Source organism: Amycolatopsis sp. ATCC 39116 (assembly GCF_000231075.2).
Taxonomy (GTDB): domain Bacteria; phylum Actinomycetota; class Actinomycetes; order Mycobacteriales; family Pseudonocardiaceae; genus Amycolatopsis_E; species Amycolatopsis_E tucumanensis.
Genome location: NZ_AFWY03000019.1, coordinates 86,677 through 109,345 on the forward strand (window position 1 = coordinate 86,677; position 22,669 = coordinate 109,345).

Below are 22,669 nucleotides of genomic sequence, written 5' to 3' on the forward strand. Positions count from 1 at the left end.
CGCCCGCGGCCTTACGGCCTGCGGTGCTGTGCGGTCTCCCGGTGCTCCGGTCTCCCGGCGCTCCGGCTCCCGGCGCTGTGACCTCTCGGCCCTCCGGCCACAGCCGTCCGGCGCTCCAGCCTCACGCCCGGTGCGCCCCCGGGTATGCCCATCCACGAGCCCGGCCGCGAGCCCGGCCGCGATCTCGCGGTGCACCCACCCACCCGCGATCGCGCCCGGGCAAGGTATTCGCGCCGATGCGCCGCCTCCGTCGGGCCCGAACCGCGCTCAGGCCAGCTTGTGCAGCCGCTCGATCGCCTCGTCCAGCACCTCGTCCCGCTTGCAGAACGCGAACCGCAGCACGTGCCGCCACTCCGCCGGGTTGTCCGTGAACACACTCACCGGCACGGCTGCCACCCCGACCCGCTCCGGCAGCTGCCACGCCAGCTCGGCGGCGTCCGTGAAGCCCAGCGGCCGCACGTCCGCGCACACGAAGTACGTGCCGAGGCTCGGCCGCACCCTGAAGCCCGCCGCCGTGAGGCCCGCCGACAGCCGGTCTCGTTTGGCCGCCAGCGAGGTCCGCAGCGACTCCACCCACGGCAGTTCGTGGTCGAGCGCGTGCGCGACGGCCGGCTGCAACGGCCCGCCGGACACGAAGGTCATGAACTGCTTCGCCGCCCGCACCGCAGCCACCAGTTCCGGGCTGCTGCACACCCAGCCGATCTTCCAGCCGGTGCAGTTGAACGTCTTGCCCGCGCTGGAGATCGACACCGTCCGGTCGCGCATCCCCGGGAACGCGGCCAGGGGCACGTGCTCGGCGTCGTCGAAGACCAGGTGCTCGTACACCTCGTCGGTGACCGCGATCAGATCCCGTTCCCGGCACAGGTCGGCGATCGCCGACAGCTCCTCGCGCGTGAAAACGGTTCCCGTCGGGTTGTGCGGCGAGTTCACCAGGATCGCGCGCGTCGCCGGGGTGACCGCGGCCCGCAGCGCGTCGAGGTCGAGCGCGAACCGCCCGTCCGCACCCTCGACCAGCGACACCACCCGCCGGGTCGCTCCCGCCATCGCGACCGCCGCCGCGTAGGAGTCGTAATACGGCTCGATCACGATGACCTCGTCGCCGGGCTCGGTCAGCGCCAGCAGCGCCGCGGAGATGGCTTCGGTGGCGCCGGCGGTGACGAGGATCTCGTTGTCCGGGTCGTAGGACAGCCCGTAGCGCGCCCGGTGGCGTGCGATCGCCGCTCGCAGTTCCGGCCGCCCTGGCCCGGGCGGGTACTGGTTCGCGCCGCCGAACAGCGCGTTCTTCGCGGCGTCGAGCATTCCGGACGGTCCGTCGGTGTCCGGGAAGCCCTGGCCGAGGTTGACCGCTTCGGTGCGCACGGCGAGCGCGGTCATCTCCGCGAAGATGGTCGACGTGAACGGCCGCAGCCGGGGGACGAGAGCTGGTTCGCGCATAATGGCCGATCCTCACGGACAATGGGGTCGTGGAGCAACTGACCCCCGCTGACATCGGCCTTCCCCCGGTCCCGGACCAGGAGGGCAAGCGGCGGGCGCTGCGCCGGATGAAGCTGGTGGCGCTCGCCTTCCTGCTCGGCGCGACCGTGATCTTCCTGTTGACGACGTGGGCGCAGTCGGCCGGCTGGCCGGGCTGGGTCGGCTACGTGCGGGCCGCCGCCGAGGCGGGCATGGTCGGCGCGCTGGCGGACTGGTTCGCCGTGACCGCGCTGTTCCGGCGACCGCTCGGCCTGCCGATCCCGCACACCGCGATCATCCCCAGCAAGAAGAACATGATCGGCAGCAGCCTCGGCGAGTTCGTGGGCACGAACTTCCTGTCCGAGCACGTGGTCCGCGACAAGCTGCAGCGCGTCCAGGTCTCCCGGCGGTTCGGCGAGTGGCTGGCCAAGCCGGAGAATGCCGAGCGGGTCACCTCCGAACTGGCCACCGTCGTGCGCGGTGTCGTGACGGTGCTCAAGGACGAGGACGTGCAGGCCGTCATGGAGCAGGCGGTGGTGCGGCGGGTCGTCGAGCAGCCGTGGGGCCCGCCGCTGGGCAAGCTGCTGGAGCAGGTCTTCGCCGACGGCGCGCACTACAAGCTCGTGGACCTGATGTGCGACCGCGCGTACGAGTGGGTGCGCGACAACCACGCCACCGTGCTGCGCGTGGTTTCCGACCGCGCCCCGAGCTGGTCGCCCAAGTTCGTCGACGCGATGCTGGCCGACAAGGTGTACGGCGAGGTCCTGTCGTTCGCGTGGGCCGTGAAGACCGACGTCAACCACCCGATGCGCTTGGCCCTGGACAAGTTCCTCGGCGAGTTCGCCCAGGACCTCCAGAACGACGCGGAGACCATGGCCCGCGCCGAGCAGGTCAAGCAGCAGATCCTCGACCACCCCGACGTGCAGAAGCTGATCGGTTCGGCGTGGAGCACCGCGAAGGGCATGCTGCTCAACGCGGCCGAGGACCCGTCGAGCGAGCTGCGCCGCCGCGTCCGTGAGGGCCTGCGGAACCTGGGCGAGCGCCTGGTGACCGACGAAGGCCTCGGCGGCAAGGTCGACGGTTGGGTGCAGGGCGCCGCTGCCTACGTGGTGCGCAACTACTCCACCGAGATCACCACGATCATCACCGACACCGTCGAGCGCTGGGACGCGGAGGAGACCTCGCGAAAGGTCGAACTGCAGGTCGGCCGGGACCTCCAGTTCATCCGCATCAACGGCACCGTCGTCGGCGCACTCGCCGGCCTGGTGATCTACACCGTGGCCCAGCTGCTGTTCTGACCTACCGCGGCCCGACGGTTCCGCCCTGCACGGCGCGGCGTCAGGACAGCCGATGCCACGCCCGGCTGGTGGCAGCCAAGCGCGTCCGGCTGCCCCGCAGGACGGTGGAGGCGTGTTTCGGCAGCCGACACGGCGCAGCAGATGCGCTGACCTGCATCTTTCCGGGTTGTCCACAGGTGGACGAGTTGTCCACAGGTGTGCTGTGGGCAACTCCACCGGGTGTTCAGGCCCGGCGTTGGCGCCAGCTGCGCGCCTTCTCCCGGTTGCCGCACACCTGCATGGAGCACCAGGTGCGTGAGCGGTTGCGGGATTCGTCGTAGAACGCCCAGCGGCAGTCGTCCGCCGGGCAGATCTTCACCCGCGTCCACTGCCCGAGCACCGCCAACCTGGCGGCCGCGGCCATCACGGCACCGACCGCGTCGCGGGTGACCAGGGTCGGCCCGCCGACGGCCAGTTCGATCGTGACCGGAACCGCCAGCGGCGACGCGTCCAAGGTGTCGCCGATCGCGGCGCGCAGGGCCGTGCGGGCGGACCGCGCCGCGGACACCGGGCCCGCTTCCAGCCCGCGTTCATGGCTCCAGGCGCGCCAGGAGGCTGTGTTCGTGAGCACATCAGTGTCGTCCTCCACGTCGAGGGTATTGAGGAAATCCACCACGAGGGACACGTCCGTCGAGCTCACGTCACCAGTGTAAGCCGGACGGTGGTTGCGGACGTGTCGCGTAACTTGCATACTCCTTTCACTGGTTATCCGCTTGCTGGCCGTTCGAGTGCTGGAGGAATCGCATGGGTGCCGTTCCGAAACTGGGCGCGATCGTTCTCGACTGCCCGGATCCGGTGGAGCTGGCCGGGTTCTACGCACGGTTGCTGGACCTGCCGCAGCCGAAGGTGGACGACGACAGCTGGGTGGTCCTCGACGGTCTGGATGGAGTCCGGGTCTCCTTCCAGCGCGTCGAGTCCTACCGTGCGCCGGAATGGCCGGGGCAGGATGTTCCGCAGCAGCTCCACCTGGACCTGGACGTGACGGATCTCGAAGCGGCCCACAGCCGTGCCTTGTCGCTGGGCGCGAAAATGCTCGACGACGCATCGAGGTTCCGGGTCTACGCCGATCCGGCCGGTCACCCGTTTTGTCTCTGTGCCTGCTGACCTCCTGGAACAAGTAGTCGAGGGGCGCTGCTGGACCGGGTGGCCGATCCGGTCCGTGTCCCCCGGGCCTCACCTCTTCGCCGTCACGGAACACCAGTCCTGCTGGAGCCGTGTCGCGCCTTTCGCCGAGAGGCGACCGCTGGATCGCCCGCTCGAGCCCCCAGCGCTTGCCACTCCCACTCGCGCTGGGGGTTCTTGCTATACACCGGGTGTATAGACAGCGACTCTACACTGTGTGTATAGTCCTGTCCATGGCGATCGGACAAACACTTCTCGGCCTGCTCGAGGCGGGCCCCCGGCACGGCTACGAGCTCAAACGCGCGTACGACGAGCGTTTCGGGCACGACCGGCCGCTGCACTACGGGCAGGTGTACGCCACGCTGGCGCGCCTGCTCCGCAACGGCCTGGTCACCGAGAGCGGGGTCGAGCCGGGCGGTGGTCCGGAGCGCAAGAGCTACGCGATCACCGATGCCGGGATCACCGACGTCGAGCAGTGGCTCAGCACTCCGGAGAAGCCGGAGGCGTACCTGCAGAACACGCTGTACACCAAGGTCGTGCTCGCGTTGATGTCCGGTCGCGACGCGGCGACGGTGCTCGACACCCAGCGCGCCGCGCACTTGAAGGTCATGCGCGAGCTGACCCGCCGCAAAGTCGAGGGCGACCTCGCGGACACGCTGATCTGCGACCACGCGCTGTTCCACCTGGAAGCGGACCTGCGCTGGCTCGAACTGACCGCGGCCCGCCTCGACGAGCTCGCCGGGCAGGTGAAGGCATGAGCCTGCTCAGTGCCACCGGTCTGCGCAAGTCGTTCGGGCCCACCGAGGCGTTGCGCGGCGCCGACTTCGAGATCGACGCGGGGGAGATCGTCGCCGTCATGGGGCCGTCCGGGTCGGGCAAGTCCACGCTCCTGCACTGCCTGGCCGGGATCGTGCCGCCGGACGACGGCCGGGTCGTCTACCGCGAGCGCGACCTGGCGAGCCTGTCCGACGGAGACCGATCTTCGTTGCGCCGCAGCGAGTTCGGGTTCGTCTTCCAGTTCGGCCAGCTCGTCCCCGAGCTGTCGTGCCTGGAAAACGTCGCGCTGCCGCTGCGGTTGGGCGGGATGAAGCGCAAGCCGGCTGAGGCGTCGGCGCGGGCGGCTCTCGACCGGTTCGAGCTCGGCGACCTCGCCGGCAAGCGGCCCGGTGAGGTGTCCGGCGGCCAGGGGCAGCGGGTGGCGATCGCGCGGGCCCTGATCACCACGCCGAAGGTCGTCTTCGCCGACGAGCCGACGGGAGCGCTGGACTCCCTCAACGGCGAACGCGTGATGCGCCTGCTCGTGGCGGCGGCGAAGGAGCTGAGCACCGCGGTAGTGCTGGTCACGCACGACGTGCGGGTGGCGGCGTACTCCGACCGCGAGGTCATCGTCCGGGACGGCCGGACACCGGAGCGGGTGGCCGTCCGGTGAGCTGGCTCAACGACTTCGCGCTGGGCTTCCGGCTGGCCGTCGGGGGCGGCCGGACGTTCCGCGCCAACCTGCCCCGCCTGGTGCTGACCACGATCGGCATCGGTCTGTCGTTGGCGATGCTCCTGCTGCTCGCGAGCACGATCAACGCCCTGAGTGAGCGAAGCGACCGAATCGCCGCGCGCGAACCGGCGGCCGTGGACGGGCCCGCGTCGCTGTACCTGTCTTCCAACTTCACCCCGGTGGGAGACCGGACGTTGACGATCACCTGGCTGGACGCCGTCGGCCCGGACGCGCCGGTTCCACCCGGTCTGGTCGCGATCCCGCAAGCCGGTGAAACGGTCCTGTCGCCGGCGCTCGCGGAGCGGCTCGCGGTGGACCCGTTGCTGCAGCAGCGATTCCCGGGGCGCGTGGTCGGCACCATCGCACCGGAGGGGCTCGCCGGCCCGGACGAGTTGTTCGCCTACGTCGGCACCACTGGTATCCGTGCCGCGAACGGGGGAGTCGCGGTCACCGGTTTCGGGGCGGGCGGGGCACCGGACTCCTCGTCCCCGCAGCTGGTCTTCCTGCTGATCGTCGGCGTTGTCGTGCTGCTCATCCCGATGCTCGTCCTGCTCAGCGCGGCGAGCCGGATCGGCGGTGCGGAGCGTGAGCGGCGGCTGTCCACGCTCCGCCTCGCGGGCGCGCGGCGTGGGCAGGTGCACCGGATCGCCGCCGGTGAATCGCTGGCCGGCGCCTTGGCCGGCGGCGTGCTGGGCCTGGCCATCTACTTCGCGGTGCGCGGGTCGGCCGCGGGTCTGGAGTTCGAGGGGATCACCGTCTTCCGCCCGGACTTCGTGCCGGGCTGGCCACTGGGGGTGGTGGTGGCCCTGCTCGTCCCGGTGCTCGCGGTCGGGCCGGCTTGGTTCGGGTTGCGGCGGCTCGTCGTCGAACCGCTCGCGGTCCTGCGCAACGCGAAGCCGGAGCGCAGACGGCTGTGGTGGCGGCTGGTCCTGATCGCGCTCGGTGTCGTGCTTCTGCTGCCGGACAAGCTGCTGGGAGTGTCGTCCCGTCCGGCCAGCACCCTGCCGTTCCTGCTCGCCGGGTCGACGCTCCTGCTGATCGGCGTGCCCGCGGTCATGCCGTGGATCACCGACTTGGTGGTGCGGCGGATCCGGGGCGGGAGCCCGGCGTGGCAACTGGCCGTCCGGCGGCTGCAGCTCGACAGCGGCACGCCGAACCGTGTCGTGGCAGGCGTGGTGGTCGTGCTGGCCGGGGTCATCACGCTGCAGACGATGATCGGCTCGGCCGCCGCGGACGCGGATCGCGCTCGGGTCGCCACCGGGACCGGGACCGGGAACCTCAGCGTGACCGACGACGCCGAAGCGGAGGCGATGCGCCTGCTCGAGGGGACGCCAGGGCTGGTCGGCGCGTACCCGATCCAACGGCTGGCGGCGCGCCCCGGGACCGGCGGGCCGGTGGAATCGCTGGTCGCGCCGTGCCCGGTGCTGGAGCACCTCTTCGGAACGTCCGGGTGTGTCGACGGCGCCGTGTACGTCGTGGCCGGGTCGGGAGTCCAGCCAGGTTCGACCATGACCGTGGACGAAACGCCGTTCACGGTCCCGGCGGAAGCGGCGACCATCTCTCCCGGCACCGCTGGCGTCGCCCACGGTGTCGGCCTGGCGGTGACGCCGGCAGCCGCGAGCGCCCAGCACCTGCCGGACGGCGGGCGGATGATCGAGCTCCTCCTCACTCCAGGCGAGACGGGTGCCCTCGACCGGGTCCGGGCCGCGCTCGGGCCGCTCGGGTGGCAGGCGACGGCGTACAGCGAGGACGAGTACTACGGCGGGGGGAACGATTTCCTGGCCGCGGTCAACAGGCTGCTCTACACCGGCGGTCTGCTGGGACTCGTCATCGCGGCGGTCAGTCTGCTGGTGCTGCTGGCCGGGCAGCTGAGCGAACGGCGGAGGGCCTTCGCGGCGATGCACGCGTCAGGTGTGCCGCTGCCGGTCCTGGGACGGTCACTGCTCTGGCAGAACGCGATCCCGCTGGTGTTCGGGGTCGCGGTCGCCGTGGCGGTGGCGATCGGCACCGGCGCCCTCCTCGTGCGGCTGCTGGGCGCGGACATGAGCCTGCACGTGGACGCGGGCTTCATCGGTGTCACCGCCGTGACGGCGGTGGTCCTGGTATTCGCGGTGACCGGTGCGGCGTTGCCCGCGCTCCGGGCGGTCACCAGAGTGGAGGCGCTGCGAGCGGAATGACGCGCTCCGGGCGGGAAACTGGCGGACCCCACTCCCCGCGGGCCGGATCATGCGTAGGGTGGCATACGTGATTTGTCCGAAGTGTCAAAATGTGATGCGGACCGTGAACAAGAACGGCATCCACATCGAGCAGTGTGAAGGCTGCCGGGGCATCTTCCTGGACCGCGGCGAGTTGGAGCAGATCGTGGGCGCGGAGAGCGCTTACTACGGCGGGCCCGCCGCTGCTCCGCCGCCGTACCAGGGGGCGGCCGGGCACACCGCGCCGTACCGGGACTCGCCGCGCCCGTACGGCGGCCACGGGCACACCGACTCGCCCCGGCCGTACCGGGGTGGGCACGGCTACTCCGATTCGCCCCGGCCGTACCAGGGCGGCGGGTACTACTCGGATTCGCCGCGCCCGTACGGCCACCGCGGTCACCGCAAGCGGAGCTTCCTCGAGCAGCTCTTCGACTGACACATGCCGGAAGCGATGCTGGATCCCCGCATCTGCCCTCGATGCGGGGACCTGGCTGAGGTCCCGGCCGTGGAGGGCGACGTCCGGATGTGCCACCGGTGTGGTCACCGCTGGCCCTTCCGCCGGTTGCCGCTGTTCGCCCTGACCGGACCGAGCGGGGCGGGGAAGTCGACCGTCGGCCCGGCCCTGGTCGGGCGGCTCGGCGGGCGGGTCATGGTGCTGGAGCAGGACGTGCTGTGGGTGGCCGGCCTCCGCGACGACGTGAACGGGCACCCGACGTTTCGGGGCACCTGGCTGCGGATGGCCGCGATGGTGCACCAGAACGGCCGGCCGGTCGTGCTGTGCGGCACCGTGGTGCCCCCGGAGTTCGAGACGCTGCCCGAGCGTGCGCTGTTCAGCGAGATCCACTACCTCGCGCTGGTCGCCGAGTCGGAGGTGCTCGCCCGGCGGCTGCGGGCGCGCCCCGCCTGGCGCGGCTGGGACGAACCACGCATCGCCGAGATGCTCGAGTTCAACACATGGCTGCACAAGAACGCCGACACCCTCGACCCGCCGGTCACCCTCGTCGACACGACGACCGCGCCGCTCGACGCGAGCGTCGAGCACGTCGCGAGCTGGGTCGAAAGCCGGCTGCCGTAGCGCGACGACCGACGGTGGTCGCGGCCGTCGGGCTGGGTGCGGAGTGACCGAGGGCTGGGTGCTGTGGGCTCGGCTGTAGGAGCCGGCAAACGGCGTGCTCGCCGCTGGGGACGTGGCTGGCGGTTGGCGCGTGGTGTGCGCTGTGCGCTGGGTATCGGTGATCGCTAGCGGGTGTGCCTGCTGGGTTGTCGGTGGTTGCTGGCGGGGTGCGTCGGGTGTTGGTTGCCGGAGGTCGTTCTGGGGTGCGCGGAGTGCGGGCCTCGTCGTTACGCGCGGGGAGTGCCCCGGTATCGTGCGGGCGGTCGGGGGCAGAGCGCGCCGCGGGCCAGTCGGCGGCTACGTGACCTACTGCAGCGGCCAGCGGTGGTCGCCGTCGGGGTCGTCCAGCCAGAATTCCTGGTGCAGGGGCGTCACCGTCATCCCGAAGCGCTGCCGGGCTGGCTTGCCGAGCGCGGTCCACTGCCGGTAGGCGGCCTCCGTCAGGTCCCACAGCCGTCGCGGGCCGCCCTGGGCCACCGTCGTTCGGTCGGCGTGCGTTGTCACCCGCGCCCAGGAACCGTCGCTGTGCAGGAGGAACGCGTCCTCGCCGCGGAACACCGGCACCACCCCCGGCAGCGCCAGCCCGGCGAAGAACTCGAACCGGCTCGACGGGTGCAGGACCACCTCCGCGGACAGGTCCGTGGGGCGCGCGGGCCCGGCGATCTCCGGCAGCGACGCCGGATCCGCGAGACGGTGCGCCCGCAGCGGCATGAACCGGCCGTCGCGGCTCAGCACGCGGCCCCGTGCGATCGGGCCGGGCATCACGATCAGCCGCACCAGGCCGGCGCCGATCGGACGGTTCAGGGTGGTCACCACGATCGCCCCGCGCGTCGCCTGCTCCAGCCACGCGATCGGCACCTCCGACACCGAACACGTGCACAACACGCGGTCGTACGGCGCACCGTCCGGCAAGCCTTCCGCGCCGTCCTGGACCGCGACCGTCGGGTGGTACCCGCACAGCGACAGGCGTTCCGAAGCGAGCCGCACCAGCTCCTCGTCCACATCCACTGTGGACACCAGCGACGAGCCGAGCCGTTCGGAGAGCAGGGCGGCGTTGTAACCGGTGCCGGTGCCGATCTCCAGCACCCGGTGCCCGCTGTGCACCGACAGCTCCTCGAGCATCACCGCCATGATCCCAGGCATGCTCGACGAGCACGTCGGGTTGCCACGCACCACGCCCTCCCGGCGAGCGCGCTCCCACGCGCTCGGATCGCCGTCGAGCTGCGTGACCAGGACCTGGTCGGCGTAGACGTGGTCGAGCCAGTCCCCATCGGTGCGGTCGACGGCGCGCCAGCCACCGGGCTGGGATAGGAAGTACCGGGGCACGAAGGCATGCCGCGGCACCCGCCGGAACGCGTCCAGCCAGGCCGGATCGGTGATCATGCCGTCCCGGCGCAGCGACTCGGCCAGCTGGCGCCGGCGGCGTGCCGTGCTGTGCACACCCCCACCGTAACGGGTGACTCAAGTAACACCCGATGGTTGCAAGCAGGGTGCTTGCAATAGCTAGCACCCGCGCGTACCGTTGGAATCGTCGCGAGGAGATGGACTGACATGTCGGAGGACAACGGCCACGAGAATTCGGCGGGCGGACCGGTGGAGAAGGTCGCCGACATCGCCTCCGGGATCGGCGAGTACATCCGCCAGCAGCGCAACAACGCGAAGATCTCCTTGCGGCAGCTGGCAAAGCTCGCCGGAGTGTCCAATCCGTACTTGAGCCAGATCGAGCGCGGGGTGCGCAAGCCCAGCGCGGAGATCCTGCAGCAGATCGCCAAGGGGCTGCGGATCTCCGCGGAAGCGCTCTACGTGCAGGCCGGAATCCTCGACCTGCCCAACGGTGGACCGGTGACCGACGCGATCCGCGCGGACGCCGAGCTCACCGAGCGGCAGAAGCAGGTCCTGCTCGACGTGTACGAGTCGTTCCGCCGGGAGAACGCGGCGGCGGGCGGCGATCGAGGACAAGCAACCGTCATCGCCAAGGAGTGAGCACAATGCCCAGCACCAAGACCGCCATCGAACAGCTCCGCACCCCGCTGCTGGCCGCCCTGGGCGCCGGCAACCTGGCCGGCCAGGCCGTGGTCGACGCCGTGGGCAAGGCCCGCGAGCGGGTCGTCGAGGGCAGCGAGGTGGCGCGGAAGAACATCGAGGAGCTGCCGACCGAGGTGACCACCCTGCGGGAGAAGCTCGACCCGACCGAGCTGCGCAAGCTGATCGACGAGTACACCGAGGCCGCGCTCAAGCTGTACAACAAGCTGGCCGAGACCGGTGAGCAGGCGTGGGACAAGTTCCTGGCCGAGCCGCGCGTGAAGAGCGTGGTCGAGCAGGTCGAGGAGGCGCTGACCACCGCGCAGGAGCGGGTCGGCGAGGTGAGCACCGAGGCGCGCGAGAAGGTCGAGGACGTGCTCGGCCTGGTCGCGAAGCGGACCCGCGCCGGTGGCGAGAAGGTCGCCGAGGCGGCGGACGACGTCGCGGACCGGATCGAGGACGAGGTCAAGGAGGAGCAGGCCAAGCCGGCCCCCAAGACCGCCACGACGAAGGCCCCGGCCACCCGCCGGAGCACGACGCCGGCCAAGCGCCCGGCGAACGCGACCACGCCGAAGACGACCAAGTAGGCCAAGCCGCACGCCCGGGTGGGCGGCCACCATGCGCGAGGCGCATGGCTCGGCAGCCACCGCAGGCAACTCGCAAAGCCCACCGGCCGCGCCGAGCACCGCTCGGCGCGGCCGGTGGGCTTTTGTTGTGCGGCGATTGCTTCGGGGGGGTGCTTGGGGGGAGGGATGGTTTGTTGTGTGGCGGTTGCCGCGGGGCGTGGGGGTGCTCGGGGAGGGACGGTTGGTGCGGCGGTTGCCCCGGGGGGCGGGTGTTCAGGGGAGGGAAGTTGTGTGGCGATTGCCCCGGGCGTGGGGCGTGGGCGAGGAAGGGTTTGCTGTGCGGGGCTGCTCGTGGTGACGGGGTGCCTAGCGGGGCTGGGCGGTGCGTGGGCTCGTTGGTGTGCCGCGTGTGCTCGGCCAACCGCTGGCTGTGTGCGGTGTGCTCGGCGGCGTGGTGAGCCAGGGGCGGCCCGCCGGGGACGGCGGTGACGGGCCCGGGCGTTCGTGGCATTCTGGACACCGGGGATCCGACGGCGGGGGCGAAGGGACGTAGGCTAGGGACGTGCCGTTCATCGCGTACTGGATCATGCAGGTCATCAGCTGGGCCGGCACGCTGGTGGGCCTCGGCGCGTTCGTGCACGCCCTTCTCCAGCGCGCGGACGCCTACCACGCCGCGGACCGCAAGACCAAGCCCATCTGGCTCGCCATCACCGGCGCCGGCACGGCCGCGATGGGGCTGTTCGGCTTCGGTGGCGCCGGCAGCCTCTTCTGGCTGGCCGGCATCGTCGCCGTCCTCGTCTACCTCGTCGACGTGCGGCCGCGGCTGATCGAGGTTCAGCGCGGCGGCAAGAACTGGTGAACCGGCGATTCCCTATCCTGGCGGCGTGAGGACCTGGAGCATCGCCGGGACGCTGACCGTCCACCCGGCCGCCGAACGCACCGACCTGCTCGCCGAGCCCGTCGCCAAAGCACTGGCCGCCCTCGACGCCGACAGCGTCGGCGCCGTCGAGATCGATCCCGAACTCGCCGACACCGCCGCGTTCTGCGAGGCCTACGGCTCACCGTTGAACGCCTCCGCCAACTGCGTCGTCGTCGCCGGGAAGCGCGCCGGTGAGGTCCGGTTCGCCGCCGCGCTCGTGCTCGCCACCACGCGCGCCGACGTCAACGGCGTCATCAAGCGCCGCCTGGACGTGCGCAAAGCCTCCTTTGCACCGATGGACGAGGCCGTCGCCCTCACCGGCATGGCCTACGGCGGCATCACGCCCGTCGGGCTGCCCGCGGACTGGCCGATTCTCGTCGACAAGGCCGTCGCCGACTCGCCGGAACTCGTCATCGGCAGTGGCATCCGCGGCGGGAAACTCCTGGTCACCGGCGACCTGCTCGCGTCGTTGCCCGGCGCCGAGGTGATCGACGGCCTGGCTAAACCGGTCGCGTAGACATCGTCGCCCGGCGCGACAACGTCAGGCCCCGCGGCACGGCGAACCGCTCCAGCAGCGCGAACACGCCCTCGCACACCAGGGCCAGCACGATGACGGCCAGCCCGCCGGCCAGGATCTCGCCGTAACCGCCCGCGCCCTGCGCGAACCCGTCCACGATGAACCGGCCCAGCCCGCCGCCGTCGTTGACGATCGCGCCGATCGCGACCGTCGCCACCAGCTGCAGGAACGCCACCCGCGCGCCCGCGAGGATCACCGGCAACGCCAGCGGCAGCTCGATGCGCAGCATGATCTGCCCCTCGGTGTGCCCGATGCCGCGCGCCGCGTCCACGGCCTCCGGCTCCAGCGACACCACCCCGGCGTAGGTGTTGGTGAACAACGGCGGCAGGGCCAGCGCCACCAGCGCGAGCAGCAGCGGCCAGAACGACGTGTTCACCTCCCACCGGCTCGCCAGGTACCAGAACAGGATGATCAACCCGAAGCTCGGGATGGCGCGGCCGATGTTCACCGCGCTGCTGGCCAGGAACGCGCCCCGGCGGTAGTGCGCCAGCACCAGCGCGGGCGGCACCGCCAGCGCGGCCGCGATGACCAGCGACAACGCCGAAAAGCCCAGGTGCTCCAGCGTGCGGTACGGGATTCCGGCCGGGTCGGTCCAGCTCCACCGGCCCGGCTGCCCCAGCCAGTCCAGCGCCTGCTCGAACGCGTTCACGCCCGCCCCGCCTTCCGCGCCCACGGGGCCAGCGCCCGCTCGCTCAGCCACAACAGCGCGTCCACCAGCACCGCCAGCACGATCGACAACCCGATCCCGACGATGATCGCCGTCGGGTTCGGCGTGGTCGTCTGGATGCCCTGCCGGATGAAGAAGCCCAGCCCGCCCATGCCGAGCATCGCGGTGACCGTGACCAGCCCGATCGTCGTCACGGCCGCGACCCGCAGCCCGGCGATCACCACCGGCAGCGCCAGCGGGAACTCGACCTGCAGCAACAGGCGCAGCCGCGTGAAGCCCATGCCGATCGCGGCCTCCCGGACCTCCGCGGGCACCTGCTGGATGCCGGTCACGATGTTGCGCAGCAGGATCAGCAGCGTGTACGTGGCCAGCGGGATCACGGCCGTGGTGAACGACAGCCCGAAGAACGGCACCAGCAGCGCGAACGCCCCCAGGCTCGGGATCACGTACAGCGCGCCTGCCGCACCCAGCGCGACCGCGTAGAACCAGCGCCAGCGCAGCGACAACACGGCCAGCGCGACCGACACGACGAGCCCGATCGCGAGCGCGGCCGCCGTCAGCGCCAGGTGCTCGCCGAGGCGCTGCGCGATCTCGTCCGCGTTGCGCTCCACCCAGCGCCACTCGAACAGCGGCCGGTCGGTCGCGGCCAGCACGTACTCGCTCACCGGGCGAGCATACGGGCGGTGACCGACACTGACGGGCGGACGATCTCACTATGTGGTTTCTGTCGGTGCCCGCGGATAGGGTCGCTGGCGACGAACAGCACTGGGAGGGTGAACAGGTATGCGGTGGACACGGAGCCTGCGGGCGGCCGGGATTCTCGCGGTGGCGGTCCTCGGGCTCACGGCCTGCGGCGGCGGGGACGACGGCGGCACGGCCGCACCGGGCAAGGGCGGCGCGCCGATCGTGGTGGCGTCGTTCAACTTCACGGACAGCCAGATCCTGGCGGAGGTGTACGCGCAGGCGCTGGAGGCGAAGGGCTACCCGGTCCAGCGGAAGTTCAACATCGGCTCGCGGGAGCTGGTGTACCCGTCGCTGAAGTCGGGCGAGCTGCAGTTCATCCCCGAGTACCAGGGCGCGGCGATCAGCTCCGGGTTCAACGAGCAGGCGCCGAACGACGCGGCGTCCGAGCACGCGAAGCTCGCCGAGCTGTTCAAGCCGTCCGGCGTCGGGCTGCTGGACTACGCGCCTGCCGAGAACAAGAACACCTACGTGGTGAAGTCCGATCTCGCGCAGCAGCAGGGCCTGCGGACGATCAGCGACCTGAAGAAGCTGGACAAGGTCGTGCTGGGCGGCCCGCCGGAGTGCGGCACCCGGGCCAACTGCTTCATCGGCTTCCGTGACGTCTACAAGCTGAACGTCACGTTCTCGAGCATCCAGGAGTCCGGCCCGCGGGTCGAGCAGCTGCGTTCGGGCGCGGTCACGGTGATCCCGCTCGACTCGGTGAACCCCCTGGTCGGCAACCCCGACTTCACCGCGCTGGAGGACGACCAGAAGATCGTCGCGACCGAGAACATCGTGCCCGCGGTGAACCAGAAGGTGCTCGACGAGCGCGGCCCCGACTTCGCCGCGGCGGTCAACGCGGTGAGCGCGAAGCTGACCACCGACCAGCTGCGTGACCTGAACAAGCAGGTCGACGAGGACGGCGACCAGGTGGCGGACGTCGCCAAGGACTGGCTGTCGCAGCAGGGCCTCCTCTGATCGATAGAGTCGCGGGCGACAGCGTTCGAGCAGATCAGGAGGGGTTATGGCGAAGGTCACCGCAAGCGCGGAACGGACGATCGACGCACCGGCCGACAAGGTGCGGGCGCTGGTCGCGGACTACGCCGAGACCCGGCCCAAGATCCTGACCGAGCACTACCGCGACTACGAGGTGGTCGAGGGCGGCACCGGCGCCGGCACGAAGGCGAAGTGGAAGCTGCAGGCCACCTCCAAGCGGGTGCGGGACGTCGCGGCGAGTGTGTCCGAGCCGGAAGCGGGCACCCTCGTCGAGACGGACGCCAACTCCAGCATGGTCACGACCTGGACGGTGCGGCCCGCGGGCGAGCGCAGCACCGTCCGGATCGAGACCACCTGGCAGGGCGCGGGCGGCATCGGGGGCTTCTTCGAGAAGACCTTCGCGCCGGCCGGGCTCCGCCGGATCTACGACGGGGTGCTGGGCAAGCTCGCCGAGCTCGTCTAGCCGCGCCGCTCGGTGCGGTGGCTGTAGCCTCAGCCACAAAGCGGAATCAGCGCCCCGGTTAGTGTGTTGGCAGCCGTGGAGACACACTTCCGACACCCACTGGAGCGCATGATGAGCACCACCGCGACCGAGATCCGGCTCGCCTCCCGTCCGCACGGCGCGCCGACGCTGGACAACTTCGACGTGGTCGACGTCGAGGTGCCGCGGCCCGGCGACGGCGAGGCCCTGGTCCGCAACCTGGAGATCAGCGTCGACCCGTACATGCGTGGCCGGATGAGCTCGGCCAAGTCGTACGCGCCGCCGTACGAGGTCGGCAAGGTGATGCTGGGCGGCGCGGTCGGTGAGGTCGTCGAGTCGAACACCGACGCCCTGCGGCCGGGCGACCTGGTGCTGCACGGCTTCGGCTGGCGTTCCCACGCCGTGGTCACCCCGAAGCAGGCGGCCAAGATCGACGCGGGCGCGGCGCCGCGCGAGGCGTACCTCGGCGTGCTCGGCATGACCGGCCTCACCGCGTACGCCGGGCTGACCGAGATCGCGCGGTTCCAGCCGGGTGACACCGTGTTCGTCTCGGGCGCGGCCGGCGCGGTCGGGTCCGTCGTCGGCCAGCTGGCGAAGGTGAAGGGCGCCAAGCGGGTCATCGGCAGCGCCGGATCGGCCGAGAAGGTCCGGCACCTCGTCGACGACCTGGGCTTCGACGCCGCGTTCAACTACAAGAACGCGCCGGTCGCGAAGCAGCTGGAAGAGGCCGCGCCGGAGGGCATCGACGTCTACTTCGACAACGTCGGCGGCGAGCACCTGGAAGCCGCCATCAACTCGGCGAACGTGCACGCGCGGATCGCCGTGTGCGGGATGATCTCGATCTACAACGCCACCGAGCCGCCCGCCGCGCCCCGGAACCTCGGCCAGATCATCGGCAAGCGGCTGGACATCCGCGGGTTCCTGGTGAGCGACCACTACGACCTGCAGGCGAAGTTCCTCGAGGAGGTCGCGCCGCTGGTCCGCTCCGGCGAGATCAAGTACGAGGAGACGATCGTCGAGGGGCTGCGCAACGCCCCGCAGGCCTTCCTGGACCTCCTCGCGGGCGCCAACACCGGTAAGATGCTCGTGCGCGTCTGATACGCCCGCCGACGTACGGCGAAGAGACGCTGCCAGGCAGACGCCGCGAGAGCTCCGAACGCCGACCATCGTCGGCATGACCCTCGCACTTCGCGAAAGCCTCTGGACCCGCGCCCGGCCAGTCGAGCGCGTGGCCTACGTGGTGGCCGCCGTCCTGTTCACCAGCGGCCTCGTGCACCTGGTGGTCCTCGTGGCGAGCGGCACCACGTGGGAGGGGCCGCTGTCCTACCGCAAGGCCATGACGTTCGGCCTGTCCTTCGGCCTCACCCTGGCCAGCGTCGCCTGGGCGACGAGCTTCCTCCAGGTCCGCCGCCGCACCCCGCTCCTCGGCGCGCTCACGGCGGTGAGCGTCGTCGAGGTCGCCCTGGTGACGCTGCAGGTCTGGCGCGGGGTGCCGTCGCACTTCAACTTCGAGACCGGCTTCGACACCGCCGTCTCCTACAGCCTGGCCGCGGGCGGCGCGGTGATCATCGTGACCGTGCTGGCCTTCGCCGTGGCGGCCTGGCGGACGACGAACCTCAGCCCGAGCATGACGCTGGCCCTGCGGTTCGGGCTCGTCGTGCTGTTCGCGGCCATGGTGGTCGGCGCAATCATGATCGCCGACGGCGTCACCCTCGCCCGCGGCGGACAACCGCAGCTCGCCTACACGACCGCGGGTTCGCTCAAGCTCGTGCACGCGGTCACGATGCACGCGGTCCTCGTGGTCCCCGGGCTGGCCTGGCTGCTGCGGCACGCGCCGGAACGCCGCCGCACCAAGGCGATCCAGGCCGCCGTCGGTGTCTACACGCTGCTGATCGCGGGCGCGGTGCTCGCGGCCTAGAACACCACCGTGCGGTTGCCGTGCACCAGCACGCGGCTCTCCAGGTGCCACCGCAGGCCGCGGGCGAGCGTGATCTTCTCGATGTCCCGGCCCTTGCGCACCAGGTCGGGCACGGTGTCGCCGTGGTCGACGCGGATCACGTCCTGCTCGATGATCGGCCCGGCGTCCAGGTCGGCGGTCACGTAGTGGCACGTCGCGCCGACCAGTTTCACGCCGCGGCGGTGCGCCTGGTGGTAGGGCCGCGCGCCGATGAACGACGGCAGGAAGCTGTGGTGGATGTTGATCGCCCGGCCGGACCACGCCTGGCACAGCTCCGGCGGCAGGATCTGCATGAACCGCGCGAGCACGACGGCGTGCGGGTCGTGCTCGTCGACCAGCTTGCGCACCTCGGCGAACGCCTCCGCCTTGTCGCCGGCAGGGAAGGGCACGTGGTGGAACGGGATGCCGTGCGCCCGCGTGATGTCCGCGAGGTTGTCGTGGTTGCCGATCACCGCACGCACGTCGACGTCCAGCTCACCGGCGGCGACCCGGCCCAGGATGTCGTACAGGCAGTGCCCCTCCTTGGACACCAGGATCACCACGCGGCGGCGCTCGGAGGTGTCCTCGACCCGCCAGTTCGACTCGGCCGACAGCGACGTCGCCACCTCGGCGAAGCGCGACCGCAGTTCGTCCACACCGAACGGCAGCGAGTCCGCCCTGACCTCCTGGCGAGTGAAGAACCAGCCGGTGTCCGGGTCGGTGTGGTAGGCGGCCTCGACGATCCAGCCGCCCGCGTCGGCGAGGAAGGACGACACGCGCGCGACGATGCCGGTGCGGTCGGGACAGCCGAAGGTGATCACATAACGTCGTTCGGACACGGCCCCATCTTCCCCGCCGCTCCCCGTCACGGCGCGGCCAGGGGCTCCAGGAGACGCACGTCACCGGTCACCGAGGCGTGGCTGGGCCGCCCCCACACGCGCCGGTACACCGCGTCGGCGGTGCCCGCGACCGTCACGTCGGCCTCGAACGCGGCCGTCACCGGCTCGATCGTCCCGGGCTGCCCCGGGTGCAGCACGACCCGCCACATGCGACCGGCGTCGGCGGCGTGCACGAGCACCGAACCGGACAAGTCGAACTGGTCCCACTTCGCGCGCGTCGGCAGCATCCAGGCGAGCAGCTCGTCGACGCCGTCCGCGGCGAACTCCGGGTCGAACACGAGCGATGGAACCGCGGACGCCTCCGCGCTGCCTGCCAGCGCGTGCTCGGCGTCCAGCCGGTGGATCGCCGTCTCGTGCGCCTGCCGCCGCGCCCAGGACCGCGTGGTCTGCTCGTAGCGGGTCCACGGCAGCCACGCCGGCGCCGCGGGATCGGCAAGTCCGGCGAGCATCCCCTGCAGCTGCTCGTCCCACCAGGACAGCAGTTCAGTCCAGTCGGCGGGCGGCTGCCCGCGGGTCACGTTCGCGCCGGTGGGATCGGCGAGCGCGGACCGGACCCACGAGTGGACCTTCGCCAGGTGGTCGACGAGGCGCTGGACAGTCCACTTCGGACAGGTCGGCACCGGCGCCTCCGGTCCCGTCCGCACCGCGGCCGCGCGCAGGGCCCGGCACTGCGCCTCGATCATCGCGAGGTACTCGGCGTGCTGCATGCCGTGAGCGTAACCGCCGCACCACCTCGATGACACCGACCATGATCAACCCGATGCCGAACGACAACAGCAGCCCCTTGGCGGGCTGCCCGTCGAAGCTCGCGCCGCCGATCGCGCCGATGATCACGCTGTAGACGGCCCAGATCCCGGCGCCCAGCGCGTCGAGCGCGATGAACCGCGCCCACGGCACGCCCATGCTGCCCGTCGCCAGCCCGCTCGCGACCCGGCCGCCCGGGATGTACCGGCCGGCGACGATCAGCAGCCCGGCGTTGCGGTCGACCTGTCCGCGAGCCCACTCGTAGCGGTCCTGCTTCCCGCCGCGCAGCCACCGCGTCAGCGCGGGCGCCGCACCCCGGCCGACCGCGTGCGACAGGCAGTCCCCGGCGAGCGCTCCGGCGGCCGCGAGCAGCGCGAGCAGCGCCAGCTTCGGCACGTCGGTGCCGAGCAGCACGGCGACCGTGATCACCGTCGTCTCGCTCGGCATGAACGGCAGCAGCGCGTCCAGGCCCGCCACCGCGAACACGATCAGCCACAGCCAGGGCGATCCGAGGGCGCCCTGGAGCAGCTCACCGAGGTGGTTCAGGAAGTCAAGCATGCGCCGGGACCCGGGTGGACCGGACGACGTCCTGGGCTCGCGCGGCCAGCTCGCGCCGGTCGCCGGCGGGCTCCAGCGGCGGGTGCGCGGTCAGCTCGATCCGCAGGTCGCGGGCGCGCGCGACGCGGCTCAGCGACGGCAGAAGAGCGTCGTCGCCGACGAAGGCCGCGACCGTGCTCGGCTGCCCGCCCTGGGAGTAGGCGAAGGTCACCGGCCGCACCGGCGCGCCGGCGTCGATGGCGGCCTGGAACGCGGCGCGCCGGAACGTGCCGCCCTGGCCGCCGCACCACGTCGTGCCCTCGGGGAACACGACGACCGACTCGCCGGCGCGGAGCGCGTCGGCCAGCCCGGCCACCACCGCGGGCAGTTCCCGCAGCTCCCGCCGGGCGATGAACCGGGTCCCGCAGGCCTGCGCGAGCGACCCGATGACCGGCCACGAGCGCACCTCGCGCTTGGCCAGGAACCCGACCGGGTCGACGGCCAGCAGCGCGACGATGTCCAGCCACGACACGTGGTTGGCCACGATCAGGGTGCCGGTGCCCGCGGGCACCCGCAGGAGGTCGGTGTTCGCGTCCAGGGTGACGCCGAGGGCGTCGAGCACCCCGCGGGCGTGCGGGCGCAGGTTCCCCCGCCGCACGCCGGCGAGGACCGAGCCCAGCGCCAGCCACCGTCGCACGGTCCGCAGTGTGCTGATCTCAGGCAGCCGGTGGGTGACGCAGCGAGGGGTACAAGGTGAAGTCACGTCCCACGGGTTCATGAATTCTCCCCGAGGAAGAACCTGCGGTAGCGCTCGCCGATCTCGTCGACCGCCAGCACGGTGAAGAAGTCGGCGACCGCGAAGTCCGGGTCGTGCGCGGGCGGCCCGCCGACCCACGCGCCCAGGCGCAGGTAGCCGCGCAGCAGCGGCGGGACCTGGGCGTAGCTGGGCGGGCGTTCGGTGCGCGGCAGCGGGATCCACGGCCGGTGCGGCTCGACCCGCAGCTCGCCCGGCGGGCGGTGCTTGGCCTGCGCGAGCGCCCACGTGGCGGCCGCCGCGGCCCCGCCGTCGGTCAGCGACACCGACGCGCACCCGGCGAGGTAGCGGTAGCCGTGGCCGACGACGTACCGCGCCATCGCCGACCACATCAGGTTGATCACCCCGCCGGAGCGGTGGTCCGGGTGCACGCACGACCGGCCGGTCTCGACCAGGTGCGGCCGCAGCGGCGCCAGGCCGTCCAGGTCGAACTCCGACTGCGAGTACAGCCGCGCCGACCGGCCGGGCGGCAGCAGCCGGTAGGTGCCGACGACCTCGCCCCCGTGCATCACGGCGAGGTGCTCGCACACGTCGTCGAACTCGTCGGCGTCCAGCCCGCTGGGGTGCGGTGCCGCGCCGAACTCGGTGGTGAACACGCGGTGCCGCAGTCGCTGGCACGCCTGGACGATGTCGGAGTCCGTCGTGATGACGGCCTCGTACTGCCTGCTGAGGGTTGCGGTCATGGGGCGATCGTGTCGCCGCGCACACCGCCTGAGCCAGCAACTTCCGGCAAGATCAGGGACAACCCGGGGAACGCCCGTACGTGCCGCCCCCGCTACTTTGGTGGGGTTGTCCCTACCTGCTTCCGGGTGCCACGGTCGCCCACGGCACGGTCAGCTCGCCGAGCCGGATCCGCCGCGGCCGGGTCAGCACCGGCCAGCCACGCGCGGCGAGCAGCCGCACGGTCTCCAGCCAGCGGGCGCGGGCGCCGAAGGCCTGGTGCGGTGCGGCGGTCGCCCAGCAGATGTCCAGTGTGGACAGCAGGTCGTGGATCCGCTCGCCCCGCACGTTGCGGTGGATCAGCGCCTTCGGCAGTCGTTCGGCCAAAGTGGACGGCTGGTCGAGCGAATCCAGGTGGCAGGACAAGGAGAGCGTGCGTGGGCCGTCCGCGTCCAGGGTGACCCAGGTGGACAGTCGCCCGATCTCGTCGCAGGTGCCCTCGACGAGCAGCCCGCCAGGGGCGAGCCGGTCGAGTACCAGCTTCCAGGCACCCTCGACCTCGTCCTCCGGGTACTGCCGCAGCACGTTGAACGCGCGCACCAGGTTCGGCCGGGTCCCGGCGAGCTCGAAACCGCCCTGGCGGAAGTCCAGCGACGGGGGCCGCGCGGCGGGTTTCGCGACCGCGACGCGCTCGGGGTCGATCTCCAGCCCGAGCACCCGGACCCGCGGGTGGACCCGCCGCAGCCGCGCGGCCAGCTCGACCGTGGTCACCGGGGACGCGCCGTACCCGAGGTCCACGACGAGCGGGTCCGGCGCGCGGCGCAGCGCGGCCGACACCTCGGGGGCGCCGGCCAGCCAGCGGTCGACGCGGCGCAGGCGGTTGGGGTTCGTGGTTCCTCGGGTCGGCGCGCCTACCGGGCGCGCGCCAGCCATTCGCGGCTGAACTGGGCCTCGCGGGCCAGCAGCTTGGTCAGCTCGCCCGCGACGAAGCTCTCCAGCTTGCCGCCGACCAGCGGGATCTTGACCTTGACCTCGCCGCGGGTCTCGACGACCGAGCCGTCGCCACGGGGACGCAGCTCGGTGCGGGCGGTGATCTCGCCGGGCATCCCGCTCACCGTGGCCCGCGCCGTGCCCGTGTAGCCGTCCCCGTCGCGGGTGAAGGTGTGCTCGCGGTCGACGTAGAGGTCGCCTGGCTGCAGCTTGCGGACGATCTGCGGGAGCTTGTCCGCCTCGATGCCCTGTCGCAGCGTGTACCTGGCGCCGTTGTCGTCCGCGGAATGGCTGAGCAGGGCGCTGTTCTTGCCGCCGATCTCGGCGAGGCGGGCGGTCAGCGCCTCCTCGCTCGTCTCGGCCCGGAACACCTCGGAGACGCCGTTGGGGTACTCCGCGCGGTGCTCGATACGGGATGCCATGAGGCCA

General features: G+C 71.6%; 26 protein-coding genes and 1 pseudogene. 15 read left to right on the top strand and 12 right to left on the bottom strand.

The features are described from left to right. Positions 1 to 267 precede the first annotated feature (267 nt). Positions 268 to 1,434 carry a pyridoxal phosphate-dependent aminotransferase gene (locus AMY39116_RS0320690; RefSeq protein ID WP_020419546.1) on the bottom strand — a complete coding sequence of 389 codons (1,167 nt, stop codon included), beginning with the start codon at positions 1,432 to 1,434 and terminating at the stop codon, positions 268 to 270. Between the two features lie 29 nt (positions 1,435 to 1,463). Here AMY39116_RS0320690 and AMY39116_RS0320695 point away from each other — a divergent pair, with 29 nt between their 5' ends. Further along, positions 1,464 to 2,750 carry a DUF445 domain-containing protein gene (locus tag AMY39116_RS0320695; protein ID WP_020419547.1) on the top strand — a complete coding sequence of 429 codons (1,287 nt, stop codon included), beginning with the start codon at positions 1,464 to 1,466 and terminating at the stop codon, positions 2,748 to 2,750. A gap of 223 nt (positions 2,751 to 2,973) precedes the next feature. Here AMY39116_RS0320695 and AMY39116_RS0320700 read toward each other — a convergent pair whose 3' ends face one another. Then, positions 2,974 to 3,429: a CGNR zinc finger domain-containing protein gene (locus tag AMY39116_RS0320700; RefSeq protein WP_020419548.1), complete on the bottom strand. Its 456-nt coding sequence runs from the start codon at positions 3,427 to 3,429 to the stop codon at positions 2,974 to 2,976. Positions 3,430 to 3,533: 104 nt separating this feature from the next. Here AMY39116_RS0320700 and AMY39116_RS0320705 point away from each other — a divergent pair, with 104 nt between their 5' ends. From AMY39116_RS0320705 to AMY39116_RS0320730, 6 genes are all read left to right on the top strand, one after another. Continuing rightward, positions 3,534 to 3,893, top strand: coding sequence for a VOC family protein (locus AMY39116_RS0320705; protein WP_020419549.1), 360 nt, complete (start codon positions 3,534 to 3,536; stop codon positions 3,891 to 3,893). Between the two features lie 251 nt (positions 3,894 to 4,144). Next, positions 4,145 to 4,669 carry a PadR family transcriptional regulator gene (locus AMY39116_RS0320710; protein ID WP_020419550.1) on the top strand — a complete coding sequence of 175 codons (525 nt, stop codon included), beginning with the start codon at positions 4,145 to 4,147 and terminating at the stop codon, positions 4,667 to 4,669. Beyond that, entirely contained in the window at positions 4,666 to 5,340 is a 675-nt protein-coding gene (locus AMY39116_RS0320715) for an ABC transporter ATP-binding protein (RefSeq protein WP_020419551.1), read from the top strand. Before AMY39116_RS0320710 ends, AMY39116_RS0320715 begins: the two co-directional genes overlap by 4 nt. Beyond that, entirely contained in the window at positions 5,337 to 7,577 is a 2,241-nt protein-coding gene (locus AMY39116_RS0320720) for an FtsX-like permease family protein (protein WP_020419552.1), read from the top strand. The genes AMY39116_RS0320715 and AMY39116_RS0320720 overlap by 4 nt, the downstream gene beginning before the upstream one ends. A 49-nt stretch (positions 7,578 to 7,626) precedes the next feature. Then, positions 7,627 to 8,031 (top strand): zf-TFIIB domain-containing protein, encoded by a 405-nt coding sequence (locus AMY39116_RS0320725; RefSeq protein ID WP_084506127.1) that lies wholly within the window; start codon positions 7,627 to 7,629, stop codon positions 8,029 to 8,031. A gap of 15 nt (positions 8,032 to 8,046) precedes the next feature. Beyond that, positions 8,047 to 8,670, top strand: a complete 624-nt coding sequence (locus AMY39116_RS0320730; RefSeq protein WP_027936099.1) for an AAA family ATPase — start codon at positions 8,047 to 8,049, stop codon at positions 8,668 to 8,670. Between the two features lie 345 nt (positions 8,671 to 9,015). Here the strand turns inward: AMY39116_RS0320730 and AMY39116_RS0320735 are convergent, their stop codons facing one another. Then, positions 9,016 to 10,149: a methyltransferase domain-containing protein gene (locus tag AMY39116_RS0320735; RefSeq protein WP_020419555.1), complete on the bottom strand. Its 1,134-nt coding sequence runs from the start codon at positions 10,147 to 10,149 to the stop codon at positions 9,016 to 9,018. A 111-nt stretch (positions 10,150 to 10,260) separates the two neighbouring features. On the opposite strand from AMY39116_RS0320735, the gene AMY39116_RS0320740 reads away from it, so the two are divergent. The 4 genes from AMY39116_RS0320740 (at position 10,261) to AMY39116_RS0320755 (ending at position 12,733) form a co-directional block, all read left to right on the top strand. Then, on the top strand, positions 10,261 to 10,692 hold the full coding sequence (locus AMY39116_RS0320740; RefSeq protein ID WP_020419556.1) for a helix-turn-helix domain-containing protein: 432 nt from the start codon (positions 10,261 to 10,263) through the stop codon (positions 10,690 to 10,692). A gap of 5 nt (positions 10,693 to 10,697) precedes the next feature. After that, complete coding sequence (locus AMY39116_RS0320745; RefSeq protein WP_020419557.1) at positions 10,698 to 11,318, top strand: membrane protein; 621 nt, start codon at positions 10,698 to 10,700, stop codon at positions 11,316 to 11,318. Positions 11,319 to 11,859: 541 nt separating this feature from the next. After that, positions 11,860 to 12,156: a DUF2516 family protein gene (locus tag AMY39116_RS0320750; protein ID WP_017986361.1), complete on the top strand. Its 297-nt coding sequence runs from the start codon at positions 11,860 to 11,862 to the stop codon at positions 12,154 to 12,156. A 25-nt stretch (positions 12,157 to 12,181) separates the two neighbouring features. Beyond that, entirely contained in the window at positions 12,182 to 12,733 is a 552-nt protein-coding gene (locus AMY39116_RS0320755) for a YbaK/EbsC family protein (protein WP_020419558.1), read from the top strand. Here AMY39116_RS0320755 and AMY39116_RS0320760 read toward each other — a convergent pair. Beyond that, the gene (locus AMY39116_RS0320760; protein WP_020419559.1) at positions 12,717 to 13,466 is read right to left on the bottom strand and encodes an ABC transporter permease; all 750 of its coding nucleotides are present in this window, start codon (positions 13,464 to 13,466) and stop codon (positions 12,717 to 12,719) included. The two genes, AMY39116_RS0320755 and AMY39116_RS0320760, sit on opposite strands and share 17 nt — an antisense overlap. After that, the gene (locus AMY39116_RS0320765; RefSeq protein WP_020419560.1) at positions 13,439 to 14,125 is read right to left on the bottom strand and encodes an ABC transporter permease; all 687 of its coding nucleotides are present in this window, start codon (positions 14,123 to 14,125) and stop codon (positions 13,439 to 13,441) included. Before AMY39116_RS0320765 ends, AMY39116_RS0320760 begins: the two co-directional genes overlap by 28 nt. Before the next feature lie 118 nt (positions 14,126 to 14,243). Here AMY39116_RS0320765 and AMY39116_RS0320770 point away from each other — a divergent pair, with 118 nt between their 5' ends. The 4 genes from AMY39116_RS0320770 to AMY39116_RS43335 all read left to right on the top strand — a co-directional run bounded on the left by AMY39116_RS0320770 (position 14,244) and on the right by AMY39116_RS43335 (position 17,578). Continuing rightward, a complete protein-coding gene (locus tag AMY39116_RS0320770; RefSeq protein ID WP_020419561.1) occupies positions 14,244 to 15,161 on the top strand; it encodes an ABC transporter substrate-binding protein in 918 nt (305 codons plus the stop codon). 46 nt (positions 15,162 to 15,207) lie between these two features. Next, on the top strand, positions 15,208 to 15,642 hold the full coding sequence (locus tag AMY39116_RS0320775) for an SRPBCC family protein (RefSeq protein WP_020419562.1): 435 nt from the start codon (positions 15,208 to 15,210) through the stop codon (positions 15,640 to 15,642). Between the two features lie 108 nt (positions 15,643 to 15,750). Continuing rightward, positions 15,751 to 16,758 (top strand): NADP-dependent oxidoreductase, encoded by a 1,008-nt coding sequence (locus tag AMY39116_RS0320780; protein WP_020419563.1) that lies wholly within the window; start codon positions 15,751 to 15,753, stop codon positions 16,756 to 16,758. A 76-nt stretch (positions 16,759 to 16,834) separates the two neighbouring features. Beyond that, a complete protein-coding gene (locus AMY39116_RS43335; protein WP_157358635.1) occupies positions 16,835 to 17,578 on the top strand; it encodes a hypothetical protein in 744 nt (247 codons plus the stop codon). On the opposite strand, the gene purU is transcribed toward AMY39116_RS43335, so the two are convergent. From purU to AMY39116_RS0320820, 7 genes and pseudogenes are all read right to left on the bottom strand, one after another. Beyond that, complete coding sequence (gene purU, locus AMY39116_RS0320790; RefSeq protein WP_037322690.1) at positions 17,575 to 18,435, bottom strand: formyltetrahydrofolate deformylase; 861 nt, start codon at positions 18,433 to 18,435, stop codon at positions 17,575 to 17,577. The two genes, AMY39116_RS43335 and purU, sit on opposite strands and share 4 nt — an antisense overlap. A gap of 26 nt (positions 18,436 to 18,461) precedes the next feature. Then, positions 18,462 to 19,202: a maleylpyruvate isomerase family mycothiol-dependent enzyme gene (locus AMY39116_RS0320795; RefSeq protein WP_354956434.1), complete on the bottom strand. Its 741-nt coding sequence runs from the start codon at positions 19,200 to 19,202 to the stop codon at positions 18,462 to 18,464. A 124-nt stretch (positions 19,203 to 19,326) separates the two neighbouring features. Next, a pseudogene (locus tag AMY39116_RS47585) lies at positions 19,327 to 19,797 on the bottom strand (DedA family protein); the annotation flags it as partial. After that, entirely contained in the window at positions 19,790 to 20,473 is a 684-nt protein-coding gene (locus AMY39116_RS0320805) for a 1-acyl-sn-glycerol-3-phosphate acyltransferase (RefSeq protein WP_020419567.1), read from the bottom strand. The gene AMY39116_RS0320805 and the pseudogene AMY39116_RS47585, both read right to left, overlap by 8 nt. 77 nt (positions 20,474 to 20,550) lie before the next feature. Further along, positions 20,551 to 21,273, bottom strand: coding sequence for a GNAT family N-acetyltransferase (locus AMY39116_RS0320810; protein ID WP_020419568.1), 723 nt, complete (start codon positions 21,271 to 21,273; stop codon positions 20,551 to 20,553). Positions 21,274 to 21,385: 112 nt separating this feature from the next. Then, the gene (locus AMY39116_RS0320815; protein WP_020419569.1) at positions 21,386 to 22,183 is read right to left on the bottom strand and encodes a class I SAM-dependent methyltransferase; all 798 of its coding nucleotides are present in this window, start codon (positions 22,181 to 22,183) and stop codon (positions 21,386 to 21,388) included. Further along, on the bottom strand, positions 22,162 to 22,662 hold the full coding sequence (locus AMY39116_RS0320820) for a DUF2505 domain-containing protein (protein WP_020419570.1): 501 nt from the start codon (positions 22,660 to 22,662) through the stop codon (positions 22,162 to 22,164). Before AMY39116_RS0320820 ends, AMY39116_RS0320815 begins: the two co-directional genes overlap by 22 nt. Positions 22,663 to 22,669: the final 7 nt, after the last annotated feature.

Bases quoted from the DNA above. Each gene is read 5' to 3' on its own strand.
- AMY39116_RS0320710 (WP_020419550.1), top strand. From the start codon at position 4,145: ATGGCGATCGGACAAACACTTCTCGGCCTGCTCGAGGCGGGCCCCCGG.
- AMY39116_RS0320705 (WP_020419549.1), top strand. From the start codon at position 3,534: ATGGGTGCCGTTCCGAAACTGGGCGCGATCGTTCTCGACTGCCCGGAT.
- AMY39116_RS0320775 (WP_020419562.1), top strand. From the start codon at position 15,208: ATGGCGAAGGTCACCGCAAGCGCGGAACGGACGATCGACGCACCGGCC.
- AMY39116_RS0320780 (WP_020419563.1), top strand. From the start codon at position 15,751: ATGATGAGCACCACCGCGACCGAGATCCGGCTCGCCTCCCGTCCGCAC.
- AMY39116_RS0320820 (WP_020419570.1), bottom strand. From the start codon at position 22,662: ATGGCATCCCGTATCGAGCACCGCGCGGAGTACCCCAACGGCGTCTCC.
- AMY39116_RS0320745 (WP_020419557.1), top strand. From the start codon at position 10,698: ATGCCCAGCACCAAGACCGCCATCGAACAGCTCCGCACCCCGCTGCTG.
- AMY39116_RS0320770 (WP_020419561.1), top strand. From the start codon at position 14,244: ATGCGGTGGACACGGAGCCTGCGGGCGGCCGGGATTCTCGCGGTGGCG.
- AMY39116_RS0320815 (WP_020419569.1), bottom strand. From the start codon at position 22,183: ATGGCTGGCGCGCGCCCGGTAGGCGCGCCGACCCGAGGAACCACGAAC.
- AMY39116_RS0320740 (WP_020419556.1), top strand. From the start codon at position 10,261: ATGTCGGAGGACAACGGCCACGAGAATTCGGCGGGCGGACCGGTGGAG.
- AMY39116_RS0320730 (WP_027936099.1), top strand. From the start codon at position 8,047: ATGCTGGATCCCCGCATCTGCCCTCGATGCGGGGACCTGGCTGAGGTC.
- AMY39116_RS0320715 (WP_020419551.1), top strand. From the start codon at position 4,666: ATGAGCCTGCTCAGTGCCACCGGTCTGCGCAAGTCGTTCGGGCCCACC.
- AMY39116_RS43335 (WP_157358635.1), top strand. From the start codon at position 16,835: ATGACCCTCGCACTTCGCGAAAGCCTCTGGACCCGCGCCCGGCCAGTC.
- AMY39116_RS0320725 (WP_084506127.1), top strand. From the start codon at position 7,627: ATGCGTAGGGTGGCATACGTGATTTGTCCGAAGTGTCAAAATGTGATG.
- AMY39116_RS0320795 (WP_354956434.1), bottom strand. From the start codon at position 19,202: ATGCAGCACGCCGAGTACCTCGCGATGATCGAGGCGCAGTGCCGGGCC.
- AMY39116_RS0320690 (WP_020419546.1), bottom strand. From the start codon at position 1,434: ATGCGCGAACCAGCTCTCGTCCCCCGGCTGCGGCCGTTCACGTCGACC.
- AMY39116_RS0320810 (WP_020419568.1), bottom strand. From the start codon at position 21,273: ATGACCGCAACCCTCAGCAGGCAGTACGAGGCCGTCATCACGACGGAC.